Annotated in this window: 22 protein-coding genes; 7 read left to right on the top strand and 15 right to left on the bottom strand. The window is 33.2% G+C overall.

Going from position 1 to position 22738, the window contains the following annotated elements:
* Positions 1 to 179 precede the first annotated feature (179 nt).
* From JX000_RS01315 to panB, 5 genes are all read right to left on the bottom strand, one after another.
* Positions 180 to 1241, bottom strand: a complete 1062-nt coding sequence (locus tag JX000_RS01315; protein ID WP_241004996.1) for a TcaA second domain-containing protein — start codon at positions 1239 to 1241, stop codon at positions 180 to 182.
* Between the two features lie 87 nt (positions 1242 to 1328).
* Positions 1329 to 2177 carry a zinc ribbon domain-containing protein gene (locus tag JX000_RS01310; protein WP_241004995.1) on the bottom strand — a complete coding sequence of 283 codons (849 nt, stop codon included), beginning with the start codon at positions 2175 to 2177 and terminating at the stop codon, positions 1329 to 1331.
* Positions 2178 to 2335: 158 nt separating this feature from the next.
* On the bottom strand, positions 2336 to 2719 hold the full coding sequence (gene panD, locus JX000_RS01305; RefSeq protein WP_206140793.1) for an aspartate 1-decarboxylase: 384 nt from the start codon (positions 2717 to 2719) through the stop codon (positions 2336 to 2338).
* A 1-nt stretch (position 2720) separates the two neighbouring features.
* On the bottom strand, positions 2721 to 3572 hold the full coding sequence (panC, locus tag JX000_RS01300) for a pantoate--beta-alanine ligase (protein ID WP_124228143.1): 852 nt from the start codon (positions 3570 to 3572) through the stop codon (positions 2721 to 2723).
* Entirely contained in the window at positions 3565 to 4383 is an 819-nt protein-coding gene (panB, locus tag JX000_RS01295) for a 3-methyl-2-oxobutanoate hydroxymethyltransferase (protein WP_124228142.1), read from the bottom strand. Before panB ends, panC begins: the two co-directional genes overlap by 8 nt.
* Before the next feature lie 76 nt (positions 4384 to 4459).
* On the opposite strand from panB, the gene JX000_RS01290 reads away from it, so the two are divergent.
* Positions 4460 to 5317 carry an oxidoreductase gene (locus JX000_RS01290; RefSeq protein ID WP_124228141.1) on the top strand — a complete coding sequence of 286 codons (858 nt, stop codon included), beginning with the start codon at positions 4460 to 4462 and terminating at the stop codon, positions 5315 to 5317.
* A gap of 65 nt (positions 5318 to 5382) precedes the next feature.
* Here the strand turns inward: JX000_RS01290 and budA are convergent, their stop codons facing one another.
* The 5 genes from budA to JX000_RS01265 all read right to left on the bottom strand — a co-directional run bounded on the left by budA (position 5383) and on the right by JX000_RS01265 (position 10807).
* Entirely contained in the window at positions 5383 to 6087 is a 705-nt protein-coding gene (gene budA / locus JX000_RS01285; RefSeq protein WP_021335310.1) for an acetolactate decarboxylase, read from the bottom strand.
* A 32-nt stretch (positions 6088 to 6119) separates the two neighbouring features.
* Positions 6120 to 7784 (bottom strand): acetolactate synthase AlsS, encoded by a 1665-nt coding sequence (gene alsS / locus JX000_RS01280; RefSeq protein ID WP_124228139.1) that lies wholly within the window; start codon positions 7782 to 7784, stop codon positions 6120 to 6122.
* 110 nt (positions 7785 to 7894) lie between these two features.
* Positions 7895 to 8851: an L-lactate dehydrogenase gene (locus JX000_RS01275; RefSeq protein ID WP_049423292.1), complete on the bottom strand. Its 957-nt coding sequence runs from the start codon at positions 8849 to 8851 to the stop codon at positions 7895 to 7897.
* Between the two features lie 356 nt (positions 8852 to 9207).
* Positions 9208 to 10089, bottom strand: a complete 882-nt coding sequence (gene cidR, locus JX000_RS01270; RefSeq protein ID WP_002450462.1) for a cidABC operon transcriptional activator CidR — start codon at positions 10087 to 10089, stop codon at positions 9208 to 9210.
* 31 nt (positions 10090 to 10120) lie between these two features.
* Entirely contained in the window at positions 10121 to 10807 is a 687-nt protein-coding gene (locus tag JX000_RS01265; protein WP_002450461.1) for a YoaK family protein, read from the bottom strand.
* 447 nt (positions 10808 to 11254) lie between these two features.
* Here JX000_RS01265 and JX000_RS01260 point away from each other — a divergent pair, with 447 nt between their 5' ends.
* On the top strand, positions 11255 to 12709 hold the full coding sequence (locus JX000_RS01260; RefSeq protein ID WP_124228138.1) for an APC family permease: 1455 nt from the start codon (positions 11255 to 11257) through the stop codon (positions 12707 to 12709).
* A 76-nt stretch (positions 12710 to 12785) separates the two neighbouring features.
* Here the strand turns inward: JX000_RS01260 and JX000_RS01255 are convergent, their stop codons facing one another.
* The gene (locus JX000_RS01255; protein WP_049423295.1) at positions 12786 to 14123 is read right to left on the bottom strand and encodes an aspartate aminotransferase family protein; all 1338 of its coding nucleotides are present in this window, start codon (positions 14121 to 14123) and stop codon (positions 12786 to 12788) included.
* A 238-nt stretch (positions 14124 to 14361) separates the two neighbouring features.
* On the opposite strand from JX000_RS01255, the gene JX000_RS12265 reads away from it, so the two are divergent.
* Positions 14362 to 14790: a hypothetical protein gene (locus JX000_RS12265; RefSeq protein ID WP_242244656.1), complete on the top strand. Its 429-nt coding sequence runs from the start codon at positions 14362 to 14364 to the stop codon at positions 14788 to 14790.
* Positions 14791 to 15027: 237 nt separating this feature from the next.
* Here the strand turns inward: JX000_RS12265 and JX000_RS01250 are convergent, their stop codons facing one another.
* The gene (locus tag JX000_RS01250; protein ID WP_124228135.1) at positions 15028 to 15936 is read right to left on the bottom strand and encodes a hypothetical protein; all 909 of its coding nucleotides are present in this window, start codon (positions 15934 to 15936) and stop codon (positions 15028 to 15030) included.
* A gap of 306 nt (positions 15937 to 16242) precedes the next feature.
* Between JX000_RS01250 and JX000_RS01245 the strand changes: the two genes are divergently transcribed.
* The 3 genes from JX000_RS01245 to JX000_RS01235 all read left to right on the top strand — a co-directional run bounded on the left by JX000_RS01245 (position 16243) and on the right by JX000_RS01235 (position 18615).
* Complete coding sequence (locus JX000_RS01245) at positions 16243 to 16800, top strand: hypothetical protein (RefSeq protein WP_002451242.1); 558 nt, start codon at positions 16243 to 16245, stop codon at positions 16798 to 16800.
* A gap of 21 nt (positions 16801 to 16821) precedes the next feature.
* Entirely contained in the window at positions 16822 to 16989 is a 168-nt protein-coding gene (locus JX000_RS01240) for a hypothetical protein (protein WP_158256386.1), read from the top strand.
* A 264-nt stretch (positions 16990 to 17253) separates the two neighbouring features.
* Positions 17254 to 18615 carry an FAD-dependent oxidoreductase gene (locus tag JX000_RS01235; RefSeq protein ID WP_145506324.1) on the top strand — a complete coding sequence of 454 codons (1362 nt, stop codon included), beginning with the start codon at positions 17254 to 17256 and terminating at the stop codon, positions 18613 to 18615.
* A gap of 59 nt (positions 18616 to 18674) precedes the next feature.
* Here the strand turns inward: JX000_RS01235 and JX000_RS01230 are convergent, their stop codons facing one another.
* Entirely contained in the window at positions 18675 to 19733 is a 1059-nt protein-coding gene (locus JX000_RS01230) for a putative glycoside hydrolase (RefSeq protein ID WP_408023126.1), read from the bottom strand.
* A 294-nt stretch (positions 19734 to 20027) separates the two neighbouring features.
* On the bottom strand, positions 20028 to 20486 hold the full coding sequence (locus tag JX000_RS01225) for a P-loop NTPase family protein (RefSeq protein ID WP_145506327.1): 459 nt from the start codon (positions 20484 to 20486) through the stop codon (positions 20028 to 20030).
* 154 nt (positions 20487 to 20640) lie between these two features.
* Between JX000_RS01225 and JX000_RS01220 the strand changes: the two genes are divergently transcribed.
* Complete coding sequence (locus JX000_RS01220; protein ID WP_002451238.1) at positions 20641 to 21531, top strand: fructose bisphosphate aldolase; 891 nt, start codon at positions 20641 to 20643, stop codon at positions 21529 to 21531.
* Positions 21532 to 21596: 65 nt separating this feature from the next.
* On the opposite strand, the gene JX000_RS01215 is transcribed toward JX000_RS01220, so the two are convergent.
* Positions 21597 to 22733, bottom strand: coding sequence for an FAD-dependent oxidoreductase (locus tag JX000_RS01215; protein WP_145506330.1), 1137 nt, complete (start codon positions 22731 to 22733; stop codon positions 21597 to 21599).
* Positions 22734 to 22738: the final 5 nt, after the last annotated feature.

Below are 22738 nucleotides of genomic sequence, written 5' to 3'. Positions count from 1 at the left end.
ATTTTTGAAATATTTATAAAATTCTTTATTAAAGTTAGTTATATTTTTAGATAGGTCAATTACCTTTAAACTTATATTTACTAAAATTTTTTATTTTAATATCTAATAAAATAACTATCATCAATATTAAACCAACAAAAAAAAGAGAAGTACTGTACGCTTTCTCCTTAAGATAAATATCATTTATTTTTTGTCATACCATGATTATCTTTAGTTCGAGTCTGACTAAAGATTTCCGACTCATTAAATTTAAGTACGACATTAACAGGACTTTCATCGCTATTAATGGATGGTACATTTACTTCATTTGATTTGAATGATTGATTTCCTATATACCCTACTCCATATACAAGTAAATCTTCTTCTCCGCTATAAGGGCCATAGGTGATATAATCTTTGACTTTTCCTACATGTTTATCGTTTAATACTAACTCTACTTTCTTAAACATATAACTATTTTTAGTCGTCACTTTAAATCGCTTTTCACTAAAGTCTTCTTTAGCCATCGTGCCGTACTGCTTTAAACTTAATACGACATGACCGTCGTAAGTACGGTTACCCACTTTTTTAGTCGCTTTTAATTTGTATTCTCCTAAAGGTACTGCTTCAAGACTCACAATATGACCTTTTACTAAACGTATTTCATGCTTTTTATCATTTAATTGATATGTTAATTCACCATTATCTTTATCATCTAATATAAAACGAAATTGGGGTATTTCAAATTGAAATTCTTTGATATAACCATATAATTGCGTTTTCTTATTGATCGTTAAAAACGTCACACCATCAATGTTGATATCTTTTGATGTAGCTTCATTCTGATCTAACTGATGGATGGCTGATTTGATTTGTTTCATATATCTATCGGATCCACCCATTGTTTGGATTAAAGCAAAATATGCCACCGCTTCCTCATCTGTCAATGGTTGATGATTTGAGGTCACTAATGATGTTAATTGCTCTTTATCCTTATATCTCATTGCCTCTGAAAATGCTTGAATTCTTTTGTCTGCTGAATTTTCATATCTAAAATAGTATATCCAACTTACTAATATAATGACCATAATCATCAGTAAAACCACAATCAAAAACAATGGTTTACGTGGTTTACGAAATCGGTATCTATGCGACGTATGTGCTGCATGTATTTGATGCAAATGATTTTTGTCATGTTTTTTATTAATGCCTTTTGAATAATAAGATGGACAATATTGAGTGAGATAGTAATGTTTAGGCATACCACATCTGTTACAATAAACCACTAAAACCACTACCAAACAGTTTCATCAAGTAATCATTAATTAATTGTTGTATAATCATATGCCCTATAAATAAACGATGACCATCAAGACAAATTGGTAAATGATAATACCATAAATACTCGCAAATTTTGTAGGATAGATACCACTATATTTCACTAACATGTACGTTAGTGAGATGATATATAATAGCACAAATGCTAATAGCATGATAATCAATGCTAATTTAAAGATAGATAAAATGGCTAATACTAATCCAATTAATAATGCTAAAACTGAGAAAGTGTTAATAACAACATAATCTGAAAAAACCTTATGAAATTCTATCGTCGTTGTTAAAGTACATTTCACGATGCAATATAAAATAGTAACTGATAAAGCTAAACTACCTAGGATGATCATTAACATATAAAAAATAGCTTTAAATGGTGAACTTTCTGGAAATAATAAAAATATATCAGATGCTAGAATGATGATTAATAATGTACTTAAAAGTAATCCAGCACATATTAACGTCACTAATAATCGATAACTATATATCACATCGCTTTGGTCTGATGATTTAAACACATGGTTAAAAAACTGTTTACTTTCGTCTGTTAAATCTTTCATTTTATGTTCAAAAGACGCCGTTTTATCTTTCATTACTTCTTCAAAATGCGCATCGTTTTCACCTAGTGTAGATAACTTTCTCTTTGTTTGGTGTGATGTTGTACCTTGTTTAAAGTTTTCGTTATCTCTTCTACTTTTCACATTGTCATCGTTAGTTTTAGTAGAATGTTGTTGTGTCTCTTTTATTGTAGATGCTGTTGTACTAGTTGTTGTATGATCATTTTGACGCGTTAATTTGTATCCGCAATGACCACAACATTGATCTTCTTGTTGATAATTCTGACCACAATTTGGACATTTCATGTCTATTCAATTCCTCTGCTATATTTACTTAGATAAATTATATCCCATTTAACCGCCCTATTCTATATTATTTTTATTTTATTTAATAAAAATTAAAAGTCCTAATCAACCACTTCTCGTGATGAATTAGGACTTCATTTTATATCGAATGATACAACTTATAACACAATCGTATTCTCTTTTTCATGTATCATCTCAATGATTTCATTATGTTCATTCAATACTGCTACTTTAGGTGCATGATAATTCAATTCATCTTCATTTAATTGTGCATAAGTCATAATTATAACTATATCTTCTACTTCAACTAATCTTGCAGCGGCACCATTTAAACAAATTTTGCCACTACCTCTTTCACCAGCGATGACATATGTTTCAAAACGTGCACCATTATTATTGTTGACGATGGCTACTTTCTCATTTGGCAGTATATCAACGGCATCTAAAATGTCAGAATCAATCGTGATACTTCCAACATAATTCAAGTTGGATTCTGTCACTCTTGCTCTATGAATTTTAGAATTCATCATTGTTCTAATCAACTTATTCAGCTCCAATTATTATATTATCTATCAAACGTGCTTTAGAAAATTTAACAGCTAATGAAATAAAGATTTGGCCTTGAATTTTAGATTGCTCTTCTAATTCTGGGTAACTATAAATGGCAACTTCATCAACTTGACCACTTGTATAATCTAATAAGTACTGTGTAATTTCATCTATAATAACAGAACTATTGCGTTCACCATTATTATATAAATCACGTGCTAATTTCAAACTTTTACTTAAATGAACGGCTTCCTGACGTTCTTCTTCTGTTAAATATACATTTCGTGAGCTTTTAGCTAATCCATCTTTTTCACGAACGATGTCAACGCCAATGATTTCAATTGGGTGATTGAAGTCTTTAACCATTTTTTCAACGATGGCCAATTGTTGTGCATCCTTTTTACCAAAGTAAGCATAGTCTGGACTAATAATATTAAATAATTTATTTACTACTGTTACGACACCTTCAAAATGTCCTGATCGTTGTGCACCTTCTAATACATGAGCTAATTTACCCACCTTCAATGTTACACCTAGTTCATCAGGGTACATTTCTTCTACACTTGGATAAAATACATAATCTACATCAATTTCTTCCATCATTTCAACATCTTTATTAATTTGACGTGGATATGCATCGAAGTCTTCATTTGGACCGAATTGTAAAGGATTAACAAATATACTAACTACAGTGATATCGTTAAATTCTGATGATAATTCCATCATTTTTAAATGCCCTTCATGTAATGCACCCATCGTTGGTACAAAACCAATCGTTTGACCATGTCTCTTGTATTCTTTAGCAATACTTTGCATTTCACTTACCGTTGTAATCACTTTAGTCATTTTTATTTACCTCGCTCATAATTTTTTTCTTATACGTGTGTGCTTCGGATGGAAATGCGCCTGATTTTACTTCTTCATTATATTGTTTTAAACCATTAATACCTATTGAAAAATCACTATATTGCTTAACAAATTTGGCATGTCGATCGACACCATAATTTAACATATCATGATAAACCAATACTTGTCCGTCAGTATCTTTACCTGCACCAATGCCTATAACTGGAATTGATAATTGTTGGCTAATTTCTTGTGCCAGATCACTAGGAATTGCTTCGAGCACAAGCGCAATTGCACCAGCTTCTTCTACATGATGCGCGTCCTCAATTAATTGTAATGCCGCTTCTTTGGTACTACCTTGCAATTTGTATCCCATAACACCAACACTTTGCGGTGTTAATCCTAAATGTGCCACAACAGGAATACCTATTTGAGTAGCTTTTCGAATAAATGCAGTTAAATGTGCACCTTCTGCTTTAATCGCGTTTGCTTCTGTTTGTTGATATAACGTTAATGCATTTTTCAAATCTAATTCATCACTAATCCCCACCGCACCAATAGGCATATCTACGACTACAAATGTATCAGATGCACCACGTCGAACCGCTTTACCATGATGAATCATATCGTCTATTGTAACTTGAACTGTACTTTCATAACCTAACACAGTCATTCCTAAGGAATCTCCTACTAAAATCATATCTATATCTGCTTGTTGTGCTTGCTTTGCACTAGGAAAATCATAAGCAGTAACCATTGAAATTTTATTGCTTTGTTCTTTCATTTCTACTAACTGAGCTATAGTTTTCAATTCAATTCATCCTCAATTTCCTATATTATTAAGCAATAGTATAATGAATCTATCCCAGAAAGGAAAGAATAATATTATGACAATTGGTGTTATTGGCCCAGGTGCCGTTGGAACAACGATTGCTATTGAATTACAGCAAGCATATCCTGACACTTTACTTATTGGAAAGCAAAAAAACACATTAAATTATTTCCCAGAAAATGGACATCAATCTAAAACAATCTCTGTAACGCCTTATCAAGATATAACACAACCACTTGATATTGTATTTATTGTGGTTAAAACATATCAATTAGAAACAGTCATTACTCAATTATCACCTATTATCCATGAAGAGACGATCATCATTCTCGCTCAAAATGGCTATGGACAATTAGAGCGCATACCTTTTCCAAATTCATATCAGGCCGTTGTGTATATCAGTGGTCAAAAAAATAACAATGACGTCACTCATTTTAGAGACTATCGCCTTCACTTGAAAGATACACCAAGGACTCGAAAATTACAAAAGTTAACCAACCAAACGAATATTGAAATCATACTCGAAGAGAATATAGAAGAAAAGATATGGTATAAACTATTAGTTAATTTGGGGATCAATTCAATTACTGCATTGGGCCGAGATACTGCTAAATTATTACGATCATCACATATTCGGAATATTTGTCGTGGCATCATTTCAGAGGGGATTTCCGTAGCTCGTGCTGAGGGACTCAATTTTGATGTAAACACACTCGACTCTATTATGACAATATATGAGGGGTATCCTGATCAGATGGGAACAAGTATGTACTATGATATCACATCTGGAAGACCTTTAGAAATGGAGTCTATACAAGGATACATTTATAAGAAGGCTCAAGAATATCATATAACGACACCTTACCTTGATACGGTATATGCATTTTTATCGGCTTATCAATCTCAATTTTAATGATATTTCTAATAACGTAACAAAGCCTGAGGCAAGACATGACTTACCTCAGGCTTCATTTATAGTTATTCGGCTTCTCTTATTTCTTCAGCAATATCTTTATAATCAATATCCGTCTTATTAAAGATTTCATCATTAATTGGGAAATGTTGTTCGAATGTTTCGAAGTTCTGAATTTCAACCTTAGCATCTTCTATTTCAAAGTCTAGCACATGGCCGCCGAAGTTACGATCATCATTCGCAAAGTGCACATGGAATCCTGCTGAACCTACACCATGGAAAAGTTCCGGTGTGAAGAAACCAACAACAGTTCCTTTAACATACGTCTCAGTTTGTTCAGGTTGTCTGCGTGCCGAATCAATTAATCGTGTGTATGGCGGCTCTTGTCCAGGCATCATGCGAACGTGCATTTTTTTGAATACTCCAGAAATTTTAACAGCTGAAAATAAGTTTTCACTCAACATGTTTTCTTTAACTTCGTCAAAAACGTCTTCAGATGATTTATCTTTAGTTTGGTATGTTGTATCTGCCTTGAATTTCGTCACTGTCGCATAAGGTGTTAATTCATCACCTTTTAATTCAATAAAATCTTTATGTTCATTAGCATGGTAAGCCTTACCATCCACAAATATCACTTCTCCATTCGATCCCGTTAAAGTCGCAATACCTAAATCTCCATGTTTTAATATTTCATTAATTGAGGCGGTACCCTTTAATAGTCCTGCCATCAATGTTCCTAATGTACCGTGTTGATATAAGATATTAGTCATAAAAGCTTCACTCCTCAATTACTATTTGATTATTAATTAAATGCATCAGGCAACATATTGGTTGAAAGTTTTACATTATCTTTATAATTTACAGGTATATCAATGACTACAGGTCCTTGAATTTCATAACCTTTTTTAATCGCATTTTCTAATTCTTCTTGATTTGTTACACGCATTCCTTTCGCACCAAAAGCTTCTGCATATTTCACGTAATCAACTGAACCAAAATCTACACCTGATGAACGTTCGTATTTCATTTCTTCTTGGAACTCAACCATATTATACTTACCATCATTCCAAATTAATTGTATGATATTTAAATTTTTTCGAACAGCTGTTTCTAAATCTTGTGCTGAAAATAGAAATCCACCATCACCAGCTACTGAGACAACTTGTGTATTTGGACGTACTAGTGCTGCTGAAATCGCCCAAGGTAATGCAACACCTAACGTTTGCATACCATTACTAAATAACAAATGTCTCGGATTATAACTTCTGAATTTACGTGCCATCCAAATATAATGACTTCCGACATCAACGGTAACCGTAGTATCATCCGTTAACATTTTTTGCATAGATTCGATAATTTCGATTGGATGTAATACACCATCTTTATGAGTTGCTTTAATACCCGTTTCTTCAACAATATGTGCTCTTAACTGCTCTAATTCATCTAAATGTTGTTGGTTAATAAATGGTTCATCTACTTTGTCAGATATCATTTCTATAGTTCCTGCAATATTACCAATTAATTCTTTAGTAGGTTGCATATAATTTGTAATTTCTGCTGGAACTTCATCAATATTGATCACTTTTGTGTCTAATTCCTTATTCCAATTACTTGCTTCGTACTCAATCGGATCATAACCAATTGTGACAACTAAATCACTTTTACGAAGCAATTCATCTCCTACTTGGTTACGGAATAATCCTACACGACCAAAGAAGTGATTTTCTAAATCGCGACTAATGACACCAGCACCTTGGAATGTTTCAACTACTGGTAAATTTGTCTTTTCAACTAATTTACGGATAGCATTTGTTTCATTCGCACTTGAACTTCTCATACCGGCGAGTAAAACAGGAAATGCTGCATTTTTAATTGCATCAATCACGTCATTTATATCTTGCTCACTAGGAACACCTAAATTAGGCTTTTGACATAGTGCTATAGCTTTTGATTCTACTGGTGCTGAAATAACATCTTGTGGAATACTAATAAAACTCGCACCATTTTTACCTGATGTTGCTGTTCTCATAGCATTAGTCATGACTTCTGATAAAGATTCAGGATCTTGTACTTCTTCACTATACTTTGTTGAATATTTTAATAATGCCGCATTATCTATACTTTGATGTGTTAAACGTAATAAATCATTACGTTTAACTTGTCCTCCTAAAGCTAATACGGGATCTCCTTCAGATGTTGCTGTTAATAGTCCGGTCGTTAAGTTACTGACACCTGGACCACTCGTTACAAGTGCGACACCTGGTTTACCAGTTAGTCGTCCTATACCTTGGGCCATCATTGCTGCGTTTTGCTCGTGACGCGTAACAATAAGTTCAGGTCCATCGTCTTCAAGTGCGTTAAATAAATAGTCAATTTTTGCACCTGGAATACCAAATACGTATTCTACTCCATTATTTTTTAATGTGTCTATGACCATATCAGCTGCAGTATATTTTTTGTCTGCCATTATATTCATTTCCTTCCAATGCTCACATTTTATTTTATCTTTACGATAACATCAGTGTGAAATCAATTCCCCGTTGCTCATTTATACATTAAAGATGGATCATTCATGTTTTATTGTTCTAAAAGATGTTTCACTGAATCATATGAAGCTTCTAATGCCTCAACAGATTGTTTAAACAATTCTTTTTCGTGATCGCTTAATGGTGTTTCATAAATTTTACTTGCACCATTTTCGTTAATTAATGTTGGTACACCAATGTATACATCTTTAAATCCATACTCTCCATTTAATTGTGAAGAAACTGTTAAAATAGTGTTTTCGTTGTTTAATAAGGCTTTTGAAATTCTTAATAAGGCTAAAGCAATACCGTAGTATGTTGAACCTTTAGCTTGAATAATTTCATATGCAGCGTCTCTAGTTTTTTCATAAATTTCTTGTGCTTTAGCTTCACTACCAGTTTGTTCTTTAAGCGTATCGAATACTGAAATACCAGCAATATTCGCTTTAGACCATACCGCTAATTCAGAGTCACCGTGTTCACCTATAATAGCAGCATGAACGCTTGCAGGCGCTACATTTAACTCGTTACTGATTAAATATCTAAGTCTTGCAGAGTCTAATACTGTACCTGAACCGATAACACGTTCCGCTGGTAAGCCAGTTAATTCTTTGACATAGCGTGTTAGAATATCCACAGGATTTGCCGCAATTAAGAAGTAACCATCAAAGCCACTATCCATAATGCTTGTCACAATGCTGTGCATAATTTTTGTGTTTTTCTCTACTAATTGTAAACGTGTTTCACCTGGTTTTTGTGGTGCTCCAGCAGTAATAACAACTAAATCAGCATCTTTACAATCGCTATATTCTCCAGCTTTAACAATAACTGGTGAATCACTGTGAAGTGCCCCGTGGTTTAAGTCTTGAACGTCCGCATTCACTTTGTCTTTAGCAATATCAATAATTACAAATTCATCTGCAATACCTTGTGTGACCATTGCAAAAGCATAACTAGAGCCTACTGAGCCATCCCCAACTAAAACAACTTTTTTACCAAATTTTTTCATAATGAAAAACTCCTTCACTTTGAAGAGATAAAGATTAAAGTTTACCTTTTTATCTCATTCATTTATAATAAATTACAATTAAATCCGACTTCATTTTAAATATACTTTGTTAAATTTTATGTGTAAACATTCAAGGGGGTGAATGATGTTAACGTCACCAATTTGTTGGTTTTATGTGCCTTACATCATTCATTATAGTCCCTCTTGAAGTATTAATAAAATACATATTTTCGATTAATAACATTCCTAAAAGGAATACATTATATATAGAAAAAAGTAATAAAAAATACTTTGATGTACAATGACTGACACCAAAGTATTTTTCAATTCACGTATTTATTTGTATTAAAGAATTACTACTTCTCTCTTAAGTCCCTTATAAATTGTATCCATTCGCGTGTCACAAAATTAAGATATGCATCTCTCCTCCAGATTAAACCTAAATGCCATGATAACTCTGCATTTTCGAGTTTCAATGCTTTCACATTATCTCCCATTAAATGTACTAAACTTTCTGGTACGACACTAATACCAATACCTTGACTAATCATATTCGCTATAAAACTAATTTGGGAGATATTAGCTACAGTTTTCGGATAAAAGCCTAATCGTTTACAGTTCTCGATAATTTGATCTTTTAAGTAATAATCATCATGAAATAGCACAAACTCTTCTTCTTTAAGTTCGGCTAAATCCACTTTTTCTTGTTGTGCCAATGCATGGTCTTTACTCACAACGAGTAGTAACTCTTCATTATATAATGGAACCGAATGAAATAAAGTTGCATCAACAGGTAAAGTCGTAATACCTATATCCACTTCATCTGTTTCTGTGAGGTTTTCTACTATTTTACCTCCACCTTCCATTACTTCATAGGTAACTTTCGGATATAGTTGGTGAAATTGATTTAAACTATCTGTAAATAATTGAACATTCATCATCGGTGATAGCGCTATTCTAATATGGCCTTTTTGAACATTCATCACATCATTCATTTCTAATGATAGTTTCTCAAACAATGCTAAAAACTCTAAGCTATTGTCGTAAAATGTCTGACCGATGTCTGTCAGTTTAATTTGCTTTTGTGAACGATCAAATAATGTAATATCATATTCATTTTCTATACTTTTGATTGCTTTACTAATTGTTGACTGTGCAATATATAAATGTTCAGATGCTTGCGTCATACCACCGCGTCGAACAGTTTCAACAAAATATTTTATCTGTTTTATTTCCATAGCACTAACCTCTTAATTTGATTTTTGAAAGTTATTCCACTGTATGCTCTCTTCTATAAATTAATATACTATAAAAGATAAATATTAATACTAGAATCATTGCTGCAACTAATATGGCATAGGTGCCTATATATTTTTGAACTTCTGCTGAAATAATAGCTCCAATAATAAAACTTAATACTATTCTAATGTAAAGTTTAGCCTTTCTCAATTGGGCGGTATCACCATTTAATATATATTCACTCAACGCTATCACACCATTTTTAAGGTTCCCAGTTGAAAAGGTATTATTATAACCTTCACCTTCTATTTTACTAAATGAAGTTGTTAGCATTGCCATACCGAATGCTAATGGTGGTAAAATATACAAATTAGGTATACTCATTGGCAAAAATCCTACAACGAGGCAACTTAATGTAATAGGTATTAATGAGACTAATCTCCAATACCGTGTTGCCAATTGATGATGAATTAAAGATACAAACATTACGCCAATCATAAAGGAGACAACCGAAGCAACCTTCAACATACCGCCTCTTAAATCTCTATGTGACAACTCTGAAGCAAGAAAAATAATGTTTCCTGTTTGACCTGCTGCTAGTGTACCTCCACGACTTAAAAAGGTGTAAGCATCAATATATCCACCAACAAAGGTTAAGAGTATAGCCATTTCTTTACTCTGATATATATTTCTTCTCATAAATTTTTCTAAAGCCATCGTTATCGCCTCAACGTTTTTATAATAGTAATATGACACATATCGTTCATTGATAAGTTTCATATACCTTTATTCTATAGAATATGTTGTAAAAAGCTAAAATATCGTTCACATTTATAAAAAAATACTTCTTATCCCGTTATTTTCTGTTATAATCAAGTTTATCCTTTTAAATTTGAGCGTGAAACAGAAATAACTAATCACTTTATTTCATTGTGTCACCTCGGCAAGGATAGCTCTAATTGTAATACATTAATATACAATTTAGATAGCTACTGCCATTTTGTAGACATATAACATAATGCGAATTGATGTCACGTATAATAGAAGTGAACAAGAAAGTTTTGATTTTTCAGAATTTTTAGACAAAATATATGTTTTTTATGCTATGATATAAATTATTAAAATGACAGTTAAATATAACTCATTGATATACGGAGGTTTATTATGTCTAGTTTTTTTAAACGATTAACACAAAAAGAAGATCCATCCATCTATCAAAGCAAAGATGGTCATTTAAAAAGAACATTACGTGTTCGTGATTTTCTTGCATTAGGTGTAGGTACTATTGTTTCTACGTCTATATTTACTTTACCTGGTGTTGTAGCAGCTGAGCATGCTGGACCAGCGGTTGCATTATCATTCTTACTTGCAGCCATTGTAGCAGGATTAGTTGCCTTTACATATGCTGAAATGGCTTCTACTATGCCATTTGCAGGTTCTGCTTATTCTTGGATTAACGTACTATTTGGTGAATTTTTTGGTTGGGTTGCCGGTTGGGCGCTCCTAGCCGAATACTTCATTGCTGTCGCCTTTGTGGCTTCTGGCTTTTCTGCTAACTTACGAGGTTTAGTCAAACCCTTAGGTATTGAATTACCAAAAGCATTATCCAATCCATTTGGTAGTGATGGTGGCGTGATTGATATTGTTGCAGCCATAGTTATTATCTTAACTGCTTTACTATTATCACGTGGTATGAGTGAAGCTGCACGTATGGAAAATATTTTAGTTATTTTAAAGGTGTTAGCAATTATCTTATTCGTCATTGTAGGACTAACTGCTATCAACTTTAGCAACTATGTACCATTTATTCCAGAACACAAGGTTACTGATGCAGGTGATTTTGGTGGCTGGCAAGGTATTTATGCTGGTGTATCTATGATTTTCTTAGCATATATTGGATTTGACTCTATCGCTGCCAACTCTGCTGAAGCGATTAACCCTCAAAAAACAATGCCAAGAGGAATTTTAGGATCATTATTAGTCGCTATTATACTATTTGTTGCAGTTGCTTTAATATTAGTAGGTATGTTCCATTACAGTCAATATGCGGACAACGCTGAACCAGTAGGTTGGGCATTACGTGAAAGTGGTCACGGTATTGTTGCCGCAGTTGTGCAAGCTATCTCAGTCATTGGTATGTTTACTGCTTTAATTGGTATGATACTTGCTGGATCAAGACTATTATACTCATTTGGTCGTGACGGTTTATTACCTTCTTGGCTAGGTAAATTAAATAACAAACATTTACCAAATAGAGCATTAGTTATTTTAACAGTAATTGGAGTCTTAATCGGATCAATGTTCCCATTTGCTTTCTTAGCTCAATTAATTTCAGCAGGAACATTAGTTGCATTTATGTTTGTTTCATTAGCAATGTATCAACTTAGAAAGCGTGAAGGTAAAGACTTACCAATACCATCTTTCAAATTGCCTTTATACCCAGTATTACCCGCAATCACTTTCATACTAGTTCTATTAGTATTCTGGGGGTTAAGTTTTGAAGCAAAATTATATACACTGATTTGGTTTATTATAGGTATATTTATCTATTTACTTTATGGCATGAGACATTCTAAAAAAGATCGTGATGATGCCTACAAATCTCCTAAAAAATCTTAATCAAAACATTAAAAGAGCGATTCCACAATGATTATCATGTGTGGAATCGCTCTTTTATTTATAGCCTAAACTCCTTTTACCAACCTTGACCTTCTATTTCATATTGGTCTAAATCTCCTCGATTTAACGCTTGTATCGCTTTCTCAAGTGTCGATAATGCATAATCTAACTGGTCGTATGAGATAACTAGTGGCGGTTGAAATCTTAACACATTCCCTGCTACTGCTATGATAACTACACCTTTATCAAAACAATAATTACAAATTTTTAATGCCGCTTCAGGGTCACGCGTCTTTTGAATTGGATCAGATACTATATCGATACCAATTGATAATCCTTTACCACGGACATCTCCAATACATTCATAATCAGTAATCCATCTATCCATTGTTTGACGTACATAGTCACCTTTTTCTAGACTTGCTTCAAGTAACTGTTCTTCCTCAATCATCTCAAGTGTAGCTAAGGCCGCTTCACAACTAACTGGATTCGCACCAGTAGTAAATAGATGTGCCGGTGCTTCTAACGTCTCCATGATTTCTTTACGACCAACTATGGCTGACATAGGCAATCCTCCGGCAAGTGACTTACCAAACGTAATTAAATCTGGTGTAAAGTTGAAGTGCTCTACTGAACTCCATTTCCCAGTACGTCCTAATCCTTGTTGAATATCATCAACCGCAATTAGAATGCCATGTTCTCTACAAATACTTTGTAAAGCTTCAAAGTAGCCTGGCACAGGTTCTAATAGACCACCATCCCCTTGTATCGTTTCTAATACAATACATGCTACTTCGTCAGCCGGAACATATTTATTAAACATTTCTTTAAGTGGCGCTAAATATTCATCTACAGTATTCGGAGTAGGTTGTTCAAATAAACCTCTATAATTGTCAGGAAAAGGTATGTGATAAAAGCCATTCAAAAGCGGACCATATTTCTTTCTCATATTCAAGCTAATTGCCGACATAGAAAGCGAACCAAATGTTGAACCATGATACGCATTTGTAAAACTGATGATATAAGGTCGTCCTGTATATGCACGAGCAAACTTGATAATACCATCATTGGCATCTGAACCACTCAAACCATATGTCACTCTTTTTTCATAATCCCCGGGTGATATATCGCATAACTTTTTAGACAAACGAATTAGCGGCTCATGGTACATATACGCTGGCGTATAGTGGACAAACTTATCAACTTGCTTTTTAATCGCTTCGGTGACTTTTTTAGGCGCATGGCCCACGTTTTGTGAACTTGCACTGGCTAATAAGTCGATGTACTCTTTTCCATCAACATCTACTAGCGTTGCACCGTACCCATGATCGATGGCTAAAGGATAATATTTGATTCTGCCAGATTTAGCAAAATATTGCTCATCTTCTTTTATTAAGTCTTGTGCTTTACTCATGATCAAATCATCCTTCCTTAATTAAACTTCACTTCATTACTGACGATTAAAAAGATGATTCAAATGCTTCAGTTATAAAATGATTTCGATTTGATGATAGTACTCAATATACTAATAATTTTCAGATTTGTAAATATTTTCCGAAAATTCTAACTAAATAAAATAGATATCTTTTTTGTATGTATATGTTATCCGTATTAGGGAATAAAATATACATCAAACGTGGACTAGGAGGGGTATTATTCTAAGACTGACTTACCACTTTTTAAGTGCCGTTGCTTCATCCTTTGTATTATTACTCAGTACTATGATTTTAGATGTTCTCATACAGCATACTCATCTAACACAGCTATTATTAAATATAGATTTTTTAGTTAACCCTAAACTTGTACCAACATGGATGGAAGTCATCATACATCTGTCTATAGGTTTGATGATTTATCTCATCTTCATGGTACTTTACAATATATCAAAACTACTCTATCACTTAGCCTATCTACCTTTACTAGTGATATTTATTGGTATGTATCCTTTCCTCATTGCCATCGCTCAAAGATCATTCTTTGTATTTAATGCGACGGAATGGATTTGGTGGCTCATTGCACATATGATCTTTGTAGTATTCATGTATTTCTGTAACTTTGCTATTTCAAAATTACATTTATAAAACAATGGAGTGGGACAGAAATAATAAAGAACCACTAATCATTGATTATGTAGTGGTTCTTACGCATTAGCCACAGCTAATGTGTACTTTAAATATAGAAATACATGAGTGAAACTCATGCATAAGAGATACTAATTTCTAAAGAAAAAGAATGACTTTACAGTCAACTACGGCCTAAATATCAATGTAACTTGAGGTATATATTTATGTCCTAGCCTATCGCTAATTGAATGATGATTATTCTTCGTCACCATTTTCATCGTATTTCGTTACATTTCCATCTTCATCAATAATATAAGAACCTGCTAAGTTACCGTCTTTATCTGTGAATGAGAATCCCCATTCTCCATCGCTATTTTTCTCAGGTTCTTTATACGTATATGTTGATGTATCCAATTGATGACCTTCATAGTCTTCAACTTTATCAATAACATTATCACGAGTCACTGTTGTATCACTAGAATCTGAAGACGTGTCATCATCTGAATCGTCAGATGAATCGCTTGATACATCATCATCAGTCGCGGCTACGGTATCTGATTCATTAAAGTAACCTTTAACTTTATCAATTTCATCTTGACTCGCATCATATAACTTAATCGTATTAGCATTATCTAAAATACGTTTTGTTTCAGATTTTGTATAATCATCTTCCATCCAACGACGGTCTTGGAAATGAGATGGCGTACCATAAGTCGTTATTGTGCCATCCCCATTATTTTTATATATAACGTGCCCAGCAGCAGTTGGTGTACCATTTATAATTTGAACGCCATCTGGATATTTTTCTGATGCCTCTTTATTGTATGGGTTAATTGCTTCACCACTAACATCAGTATGAGACATATTTGATATATGGTTCTCTACTTCACCGCTTCCACGGTAGTCTTTAAATACAGTAAGCCAAACTTTAGCATAATAATCTTGCGTATTGGTATTTTCTTGTTGTGTTTTTGAACTTTTTGAAGATGATTGACTTGAACTTTGATTCGATTGTGATGATTGATCACCTTTATTATCACTGCTTTGATGACTCTTACTTGTTGAATCATCAGAGACTTTAGAACTTCCTTTGTCATTATTCCCAAACCCACAACCTGCTAATACTATAGATGCTGTTAGTATTGTCCCAGCTAATTTTTTCATTAAAGAATCCCCTTTATTTATTTTTTGTATATACATTACATTATAAATTTATTATAAACTACCTTATTTCAAAAACATATATCTAATTACACATTAATTGTAAATAAATAAATTGTGGACCTTCTAAACTATTTGGTTTGTTTATAACTTTTGATACCCATTTCTAAATCATTTATTAATTTCTTTAAATTAGCTTTAAGTTTGAGTATTGATTCTTTTAAAAAGGCTTATTCAGAAAAAAATGGTGGTACACTATTAATGTAAACGAAATTAAATCATTCTCTAATTGGAAATGGGGTTTTCATTGTGAAGAAACGCTCTATAATAGCAACAACTGTTTTAGCTAGCACTGTTTTATTTTCAGTATCTTTCGCAAGTGAGGCAAAAGCTGAAGAAGTCACTGCAGACAATGCCATCAATGTTGCACAACAAGCTATGAAAAATAGCGGCGGTAATCCCGACTTACAAAATTTCAACGACGTCAAAGATAAAGGTTCCTATTTTATCATTAATATTAATAATAAATCTGGTGCCGGTGTTGGTGCGTATAAAGTATATAAAAATGGAGAAGTTCAATATAAAAGTGGTAATTTCGGAGATTTTAGTTCTTTGAATTCATCAGATAACTATACAGGCCAAGGTATCAGCGCCAAAAACTATGAAGAAAATCACGAAAGCCAACAAGAAAATGCCTCAGTAGATAGCACTAAAGAGTTAAATGCGTATTATGTTGGTAAAGTGAAATCTAACGAATTACCAGAGTCAGGTAAGGATGACACAATACCTACCGATGCATTAGCAGTGCTATCTCTAGTAGCAGGCACAGCTTTCATTAGCCAAAGACCATTAAGAAAAATTTCATAATTCATATATTTAAAAAAGAGGTTGAGATATAAAGCTTTGTACTTTGGGAAACCGATTAACGGCGTTCCAAAAGTAGGATTATCGGCAGAAGGGACCCAACATAGAGAAATTGGTATTCCAATTTCTGCAAATAATGCAAGTTGGGCAAATGTTCACGATTCGACAAAATTTGGAAAACAATTCAAATGAACAAACTCAACTATTGAGTTTGTAAGAACTACTAACCTATGAATAAGGAAGTAGTTCTTTATCATTGTTCGGTTCTGCTCAAATCCTAAACGCTTTTGTCACGACCTCTTTTTATGTTTTCAAAACTGTTAATCATGACAAATTTTTGAACATTGCTCAAAACAGTCCTTTCTCTGAATAAAAAATAAATATAGTGGTAAATATAATTTGTGAACGAAAATAAATTGTTTTCATATGTATAAAATTCTAATAGGAGGTAATAAAATGAAATACATCATTGTTGGTACATCTCATGCTGGATATGAGGTCATCCAAACATTACTTAAAGAAGACAAAGGTGCCGATATACATGTATATGAAAGTGGTGACAAACCTTCTTTCCTATCTTGTGGTATACAAAGTTACTTAGAAGATGTATCACCATCTCTCGATTCATTACACTATGCGAATGAACAATCATATAAAGATCAAGGCGTTAATATTCATGTTAATAGCACCGTTACTGATATAGATACTGAACAAAAAGTCATAACAGTTAATCAAAATGGTAATACTGAACAAGTAAATTACGACAAACTCTTCTTAAGTCCAGGAGGCAAACCAGTCACTCCTCCAGTTGAAGGTATTGATCAATATAACCATGTTTTATTCATGCGTGGCAGAGATTGGGCTGATCAAGTAAAATCACGTATGTCAAACGCCAAAAAAGCAGTTGTCGTGGGTGGTGGCTATATCGGTATTGAAGCCGCAGAAGCCTTCGCTAAAGCCGGTATTCAAACGAAAGTGATTGATGTAGCGGATCGTATTTTAAGTACGTATTTAGATCAAGAATTTACTGATATTCTTGAGGATAATGCTAAAGAACATGGATTAGAATTTATTGGTGACGAAACCGTTCAATCCTTAAATGGTGATGAACAAGGTAATGTAACTAAAGTTATCACAGACAAAAATGAGTATGAAGCAGATACAGTACTATTTGCCGTAGGTGTCCAACCAGCAACAGATTGGTTAGAAGGTAAAATAGATTTAGGTAAAAAAGGTGTCATTACTATTAATCATCATCAACAAACATCTGCTAAAGATGTCTATGCTGGTGGCGATGCAACACTTGTCCCATTTGCACCAGTTGAAGAAGATCGCTATATTGCTTTAGCAACCAATTCACGTCGACAAGGTGTCACAGCAGCTAAAAATATGTTAGGCCATGATAAGACAATGCCACGTGTTTCTGGTACCTCTGGATTACAATTGTTTGATTATAAATTTGGTCAAACAGGCATTCATGGTACTGAACAAGATAATTATGATGGAAACTTAGGACAAAAATATGTCAAAGAACTTATTCGTCCAAAATTCATGCAAGATGAAATCCCTGTACACATGAAAATAATTTATGATGAAGATAGTCATAAAATTTTAGGCGCACAGCTAATGTCTAAAGAGAATATCACTGAATCAATCAACACAATGTCCATTGCGATTTCAGCTGGTTATACTTTAGAACAACTTGCAGTACAAGACTTCTTCTTCCAACCTTACTACGACAGACCTTGGAATTACTTAAACGTACTTGCTCAACAAGCATTAAATGACACATTCGGTAGTGACCAAATGTTATTTTAATTGATATTGAAAGAAACACCTCTAGTGCATTGCATGCATTAGAGGTGTTTTTTGATTAACTATTCATCTTTTTTATCTTTTTGGTAATCTTTATCTTGATTCTTTCCTTTTTCAGGATTGAAGTTGGCACCTTCTGTATAGTCATTGCCAGCATTCCATAATAAGAATTCGTTAACGCCATTATCTTTTAACGCTTGTACTTGATCAGATAATGCTTTTGCATCATATTCTTTATACTTTCCTTCTCCAAGATATGAAGCGGTAAAGTCTTGAATCCATGGACGAGAAATTGGTTTTTGTTTACCTAATGAATCTAAAATACTATTTTCTTTTTGGATATATCGATTAATCGTTTTATATGGTTCAGTATCTGGTGCTTCTAATCCAAAATCTCCTGGACTCCAATGTGATGGATAAATCATAGAAGAAATTGCATCCACGTTTTTAGAAATTTTAGGGAAACTTTGACCGATTCCTGGTGCATTTTTCACTAATGCAGAATATCCAAAGACATCCGCTGATATTTTCACATTGTATGGTTTTAATTCTTTACGTGCATATTCTAAATAACTTGTAACAGCATCTACACGCTGATCACCTTTACTTAATTTACTATTTCTATAATCGCCTTTATCATAATCCAATTGATCAGCTTCATTTTCAAATCCTTCTGGGAATCTAACATAGTCATATTGAATGTCTTGGAAACCAGCTTTAGCTGCTTCTTTAGAAATACTTACATTATATTTCCAAACATCTTTCACAAATGGGTTTACAAAACTATCCCCTTTACCATTCTGCCATACAGAACCATCTTTCTCTTTATATGACCATTCTGGATGTTCTTTAGCTAGTTTAGTATCTTTAAATGTAACGATTCTTGCGACAGGATAAATGTCATTATCTTTTAACTTTTTCAATAATGGTTTAGCATCTGCAATATCCATAGAATTTTTGTCGATCAATTTATTTCCAGTATTAAATTTCATAGTGACATTACCTTCGTCATCTTTGACATCGATAACCATTGCATTTAATTTGGCATCTTTCACATATTTGATTAATTGATCAATTTTATCACCTTGTGTTGAATTACTTGTAACGTAGATACCTTTCACACCATCTTTAGGATAAGCGACTTTATTTCTTTGATTAGCCGTTTGTTCTGCTTTATTATCTTTTGATTCATCTTTCTCATGCCAGAACTACACCCCGTAATTATTAATGCACTTGCTGCTAATGTAATCCAGATTTTCTTTTGCTTCATCCTTAATCCCCTTTTATGTATTGAAAAATGATTCTTACAAATAATTTAAGTAGTGATACAAATTTTTAAAAATCATAAATCTTTTCTTATATTATATATTATCATATTTCATACATAGCATGTACATTACATATATTTAATTTCTTTATTTGATAATCCATAATTTCTCAGGGTACTTACGTTGTAACTTCTTTATTTGTTCGTCATTAATCTTTGGAAAATCCCAGATAAATTTTAAAAATGCTAGACTCATTGTTTTAGGATTCTTTCCAATCGTTTGCTTACAAATGACATGTAGGAAATACCGTTTTAGTACTCTCCATATACACGTCACTCTTTTTTCTTGTAACCAAATAACAACTTCAGCATGACTTACTCTCAGTTCTAATGTGTCTATATAATTACCATCAATAATCCAATATTGTTGTATCAAGATATCTTTGATTTCGTTAATCAATTCATCTTGTTCTATCGTCTGATTATCATCTTTCCAATTGATTTGATCCAAATGATAAAGAGGCAAGCTCATATATTTAGACAAATGAGTACTTAAAGCAGATTTACCGCTCCCTGGACTACCTATAACTAGAACTTTGTTATACATTGTTATCCTCCTTCAAATCATCACATTATAAGGCGATTTTTTGACTTTATACTATTATAGTGTAATTTTCTAGGTAATTATAAGTTGAATCGCTTGAGAATAACAATATTTTTTATCATACTGTAGATGAAAGTTAAGTTAAGGAGTGGAAAGTATGAATAAAGAACAATTAGAAAAAATGAAGAATGGTAAAGGATTTATTGCTGCATTAGACCAAAGTGGCGGTAGTACCCCTAAAGCACTTAAAGAATATGGTGTTAACGAAGATGAATATAGCAATGACGATGAAATGTTCAAACTTGTTCATGACATGCGTACTCGCGTGGTGACTTCACCATCATTCTCAGCTGATAAAATCCTAGGTGCAATTCTTTTCGAACAAACAATGGATCGTGAAGTTGAAGGTAAATATACTGGAGACTATTTAGCTGATAAAGGCGTTGTTCCTTTCTTAAAAGTTGATAAAGGTTTAGCTGAGGAACAAAACGGTGTTCAATTAATGAAACCAATTGACGATTTAGACGAAACATTAGATCGTGCTAATGAACGTCATATTTTTGGTACTAAAATGCGTTCAAACATTTTAGAATTAAACGAACAAGGTATCAAAGATGTTGTTGAACAACAATTTGAATTCGCTAAAAAAATTATTGCTAAAGGTTTAGTACCAATTATTGAACCTGAAGTAAATATCAATGCTAAAGATAAAGCTGAAATTGAAAATGTCTTAAAAGATGAACTTAAAAAAGGTTTAGATAGCTTAGACAGTGATCAATTAGTAATGCTTAAATTAACTATCCCAACTCAACCTAACTTATATAAAGAATTAGCTCAACATCCAAATGTTGTACGTGTTGTAGTACTTTCTGGTGGTTACAGCAGAGATGAAGCTAACAAATTATTAAAAGATAACGATGAACTTATCGCAAGCTTCTCACGTGCATTAGCTAGTGACTTAAGAGCTAGTCAATCTCAAGAAGAATTCGATAAAGCATTAGGTGACGCTGTAGATTCAATCTACGATGCATCAGTTAATAAAAACTAATTTCCACATTTAAAAAAGGTCGTGCAGTTTTCCTGCACGACCTTTCTTTATGTCATTTTTATTTTTTATGCTTCATCAAAAGCTTGGTTGAAAAAATCACCAAATTTTTGTGCACTATTTTCACTAAACATTAATTCTAAGTTATCTTGTGACTCTTGTGCTCTTGGTGCCGAACTTTCATACATTGCTTCTTCATACTGTTTCAATGCCGTTTGTAAATCTTCATTGCGTTCTATAGATTTAGCTAGTAAATAAGCATCATATAGCGCCATATTAACACCTTCACCTGCAAATGGGCTCATGACATGCGCTGCATCACCAATTAAAGTAATATGTGGATGATTGTCCCATTTGAAACCAATAGGCAATTTATAAATTCTTCTACACATCACGTCATCGCTAGCATATTTGATATATTTTTTTAGATCTTCATCCCAATCAGAGAAATCTTCAAGTAATTGTTCTTTCAACTCACCTACTGATAACACTTTGTAATCATCAAGCTTTTCACTTGGCATGCGGAAGGCAACATATACTTTTATACGCCCATTACCAGTAAACTGACCTAATATACCTTTATAATCTCCTAATGCGACTAAGCTACCATTACTATTGATTTGAACTAAGTCTGGATGTTTATTGACAACATCGTCAATATTCAATTCAATCATTGAAATATCGTTATAAGTTACATCTACATGTGCAACATCATTTCTAACTTTCGAGAACGCACCATCAGCACCGACAACCACGTCGAACTGTTGCACTTCATCTTCTAAAAATTGTAAAGTTACTTTACCATTATCTAATTCTGTTAAAGATTGATACGTATAGCCATATTGAATCGTATCTTCTTTAAGCTTTTCAATAATAATATCACATAGTTTACCTCGATCAATTTCAGGACGATCGCCTGTTCCTTGACCAATTTCTTCAAAATAAACAGTGCCATCTTTACCTAGCACACGTGTATCTTCCCCTTCTACACGGGCTAATGCTTGGAATCGTTCGAATATATCTGCTTCTTTCAATGCTAATTGGCCACTTTCTTCATGTATATCAAGAGAGCCCCCTCTTTTTTGATTTGAATCTGGACTCGCTTTTTCATATATTGAAACGTCATGTCCTTGTTGTTGAAGTAGCAAACCTAACATTAATCCTCCTGGACCTGCACCTATAATTCCAATTCTTTGTTTTTTCATTGAAA

The organism is Staphylococcus sp. SB1-57 (genome assembly GCF_017086425.1).
Lineage (GTDB): Bacteria > Bacillota > Bacilli > Staphylococcales > Staphylococcaceae > Staphylococcus > Staphylococcus warneri_A.
This window is presented reverse-complemented; position numbering and strand designations above follow the sequence as displayed.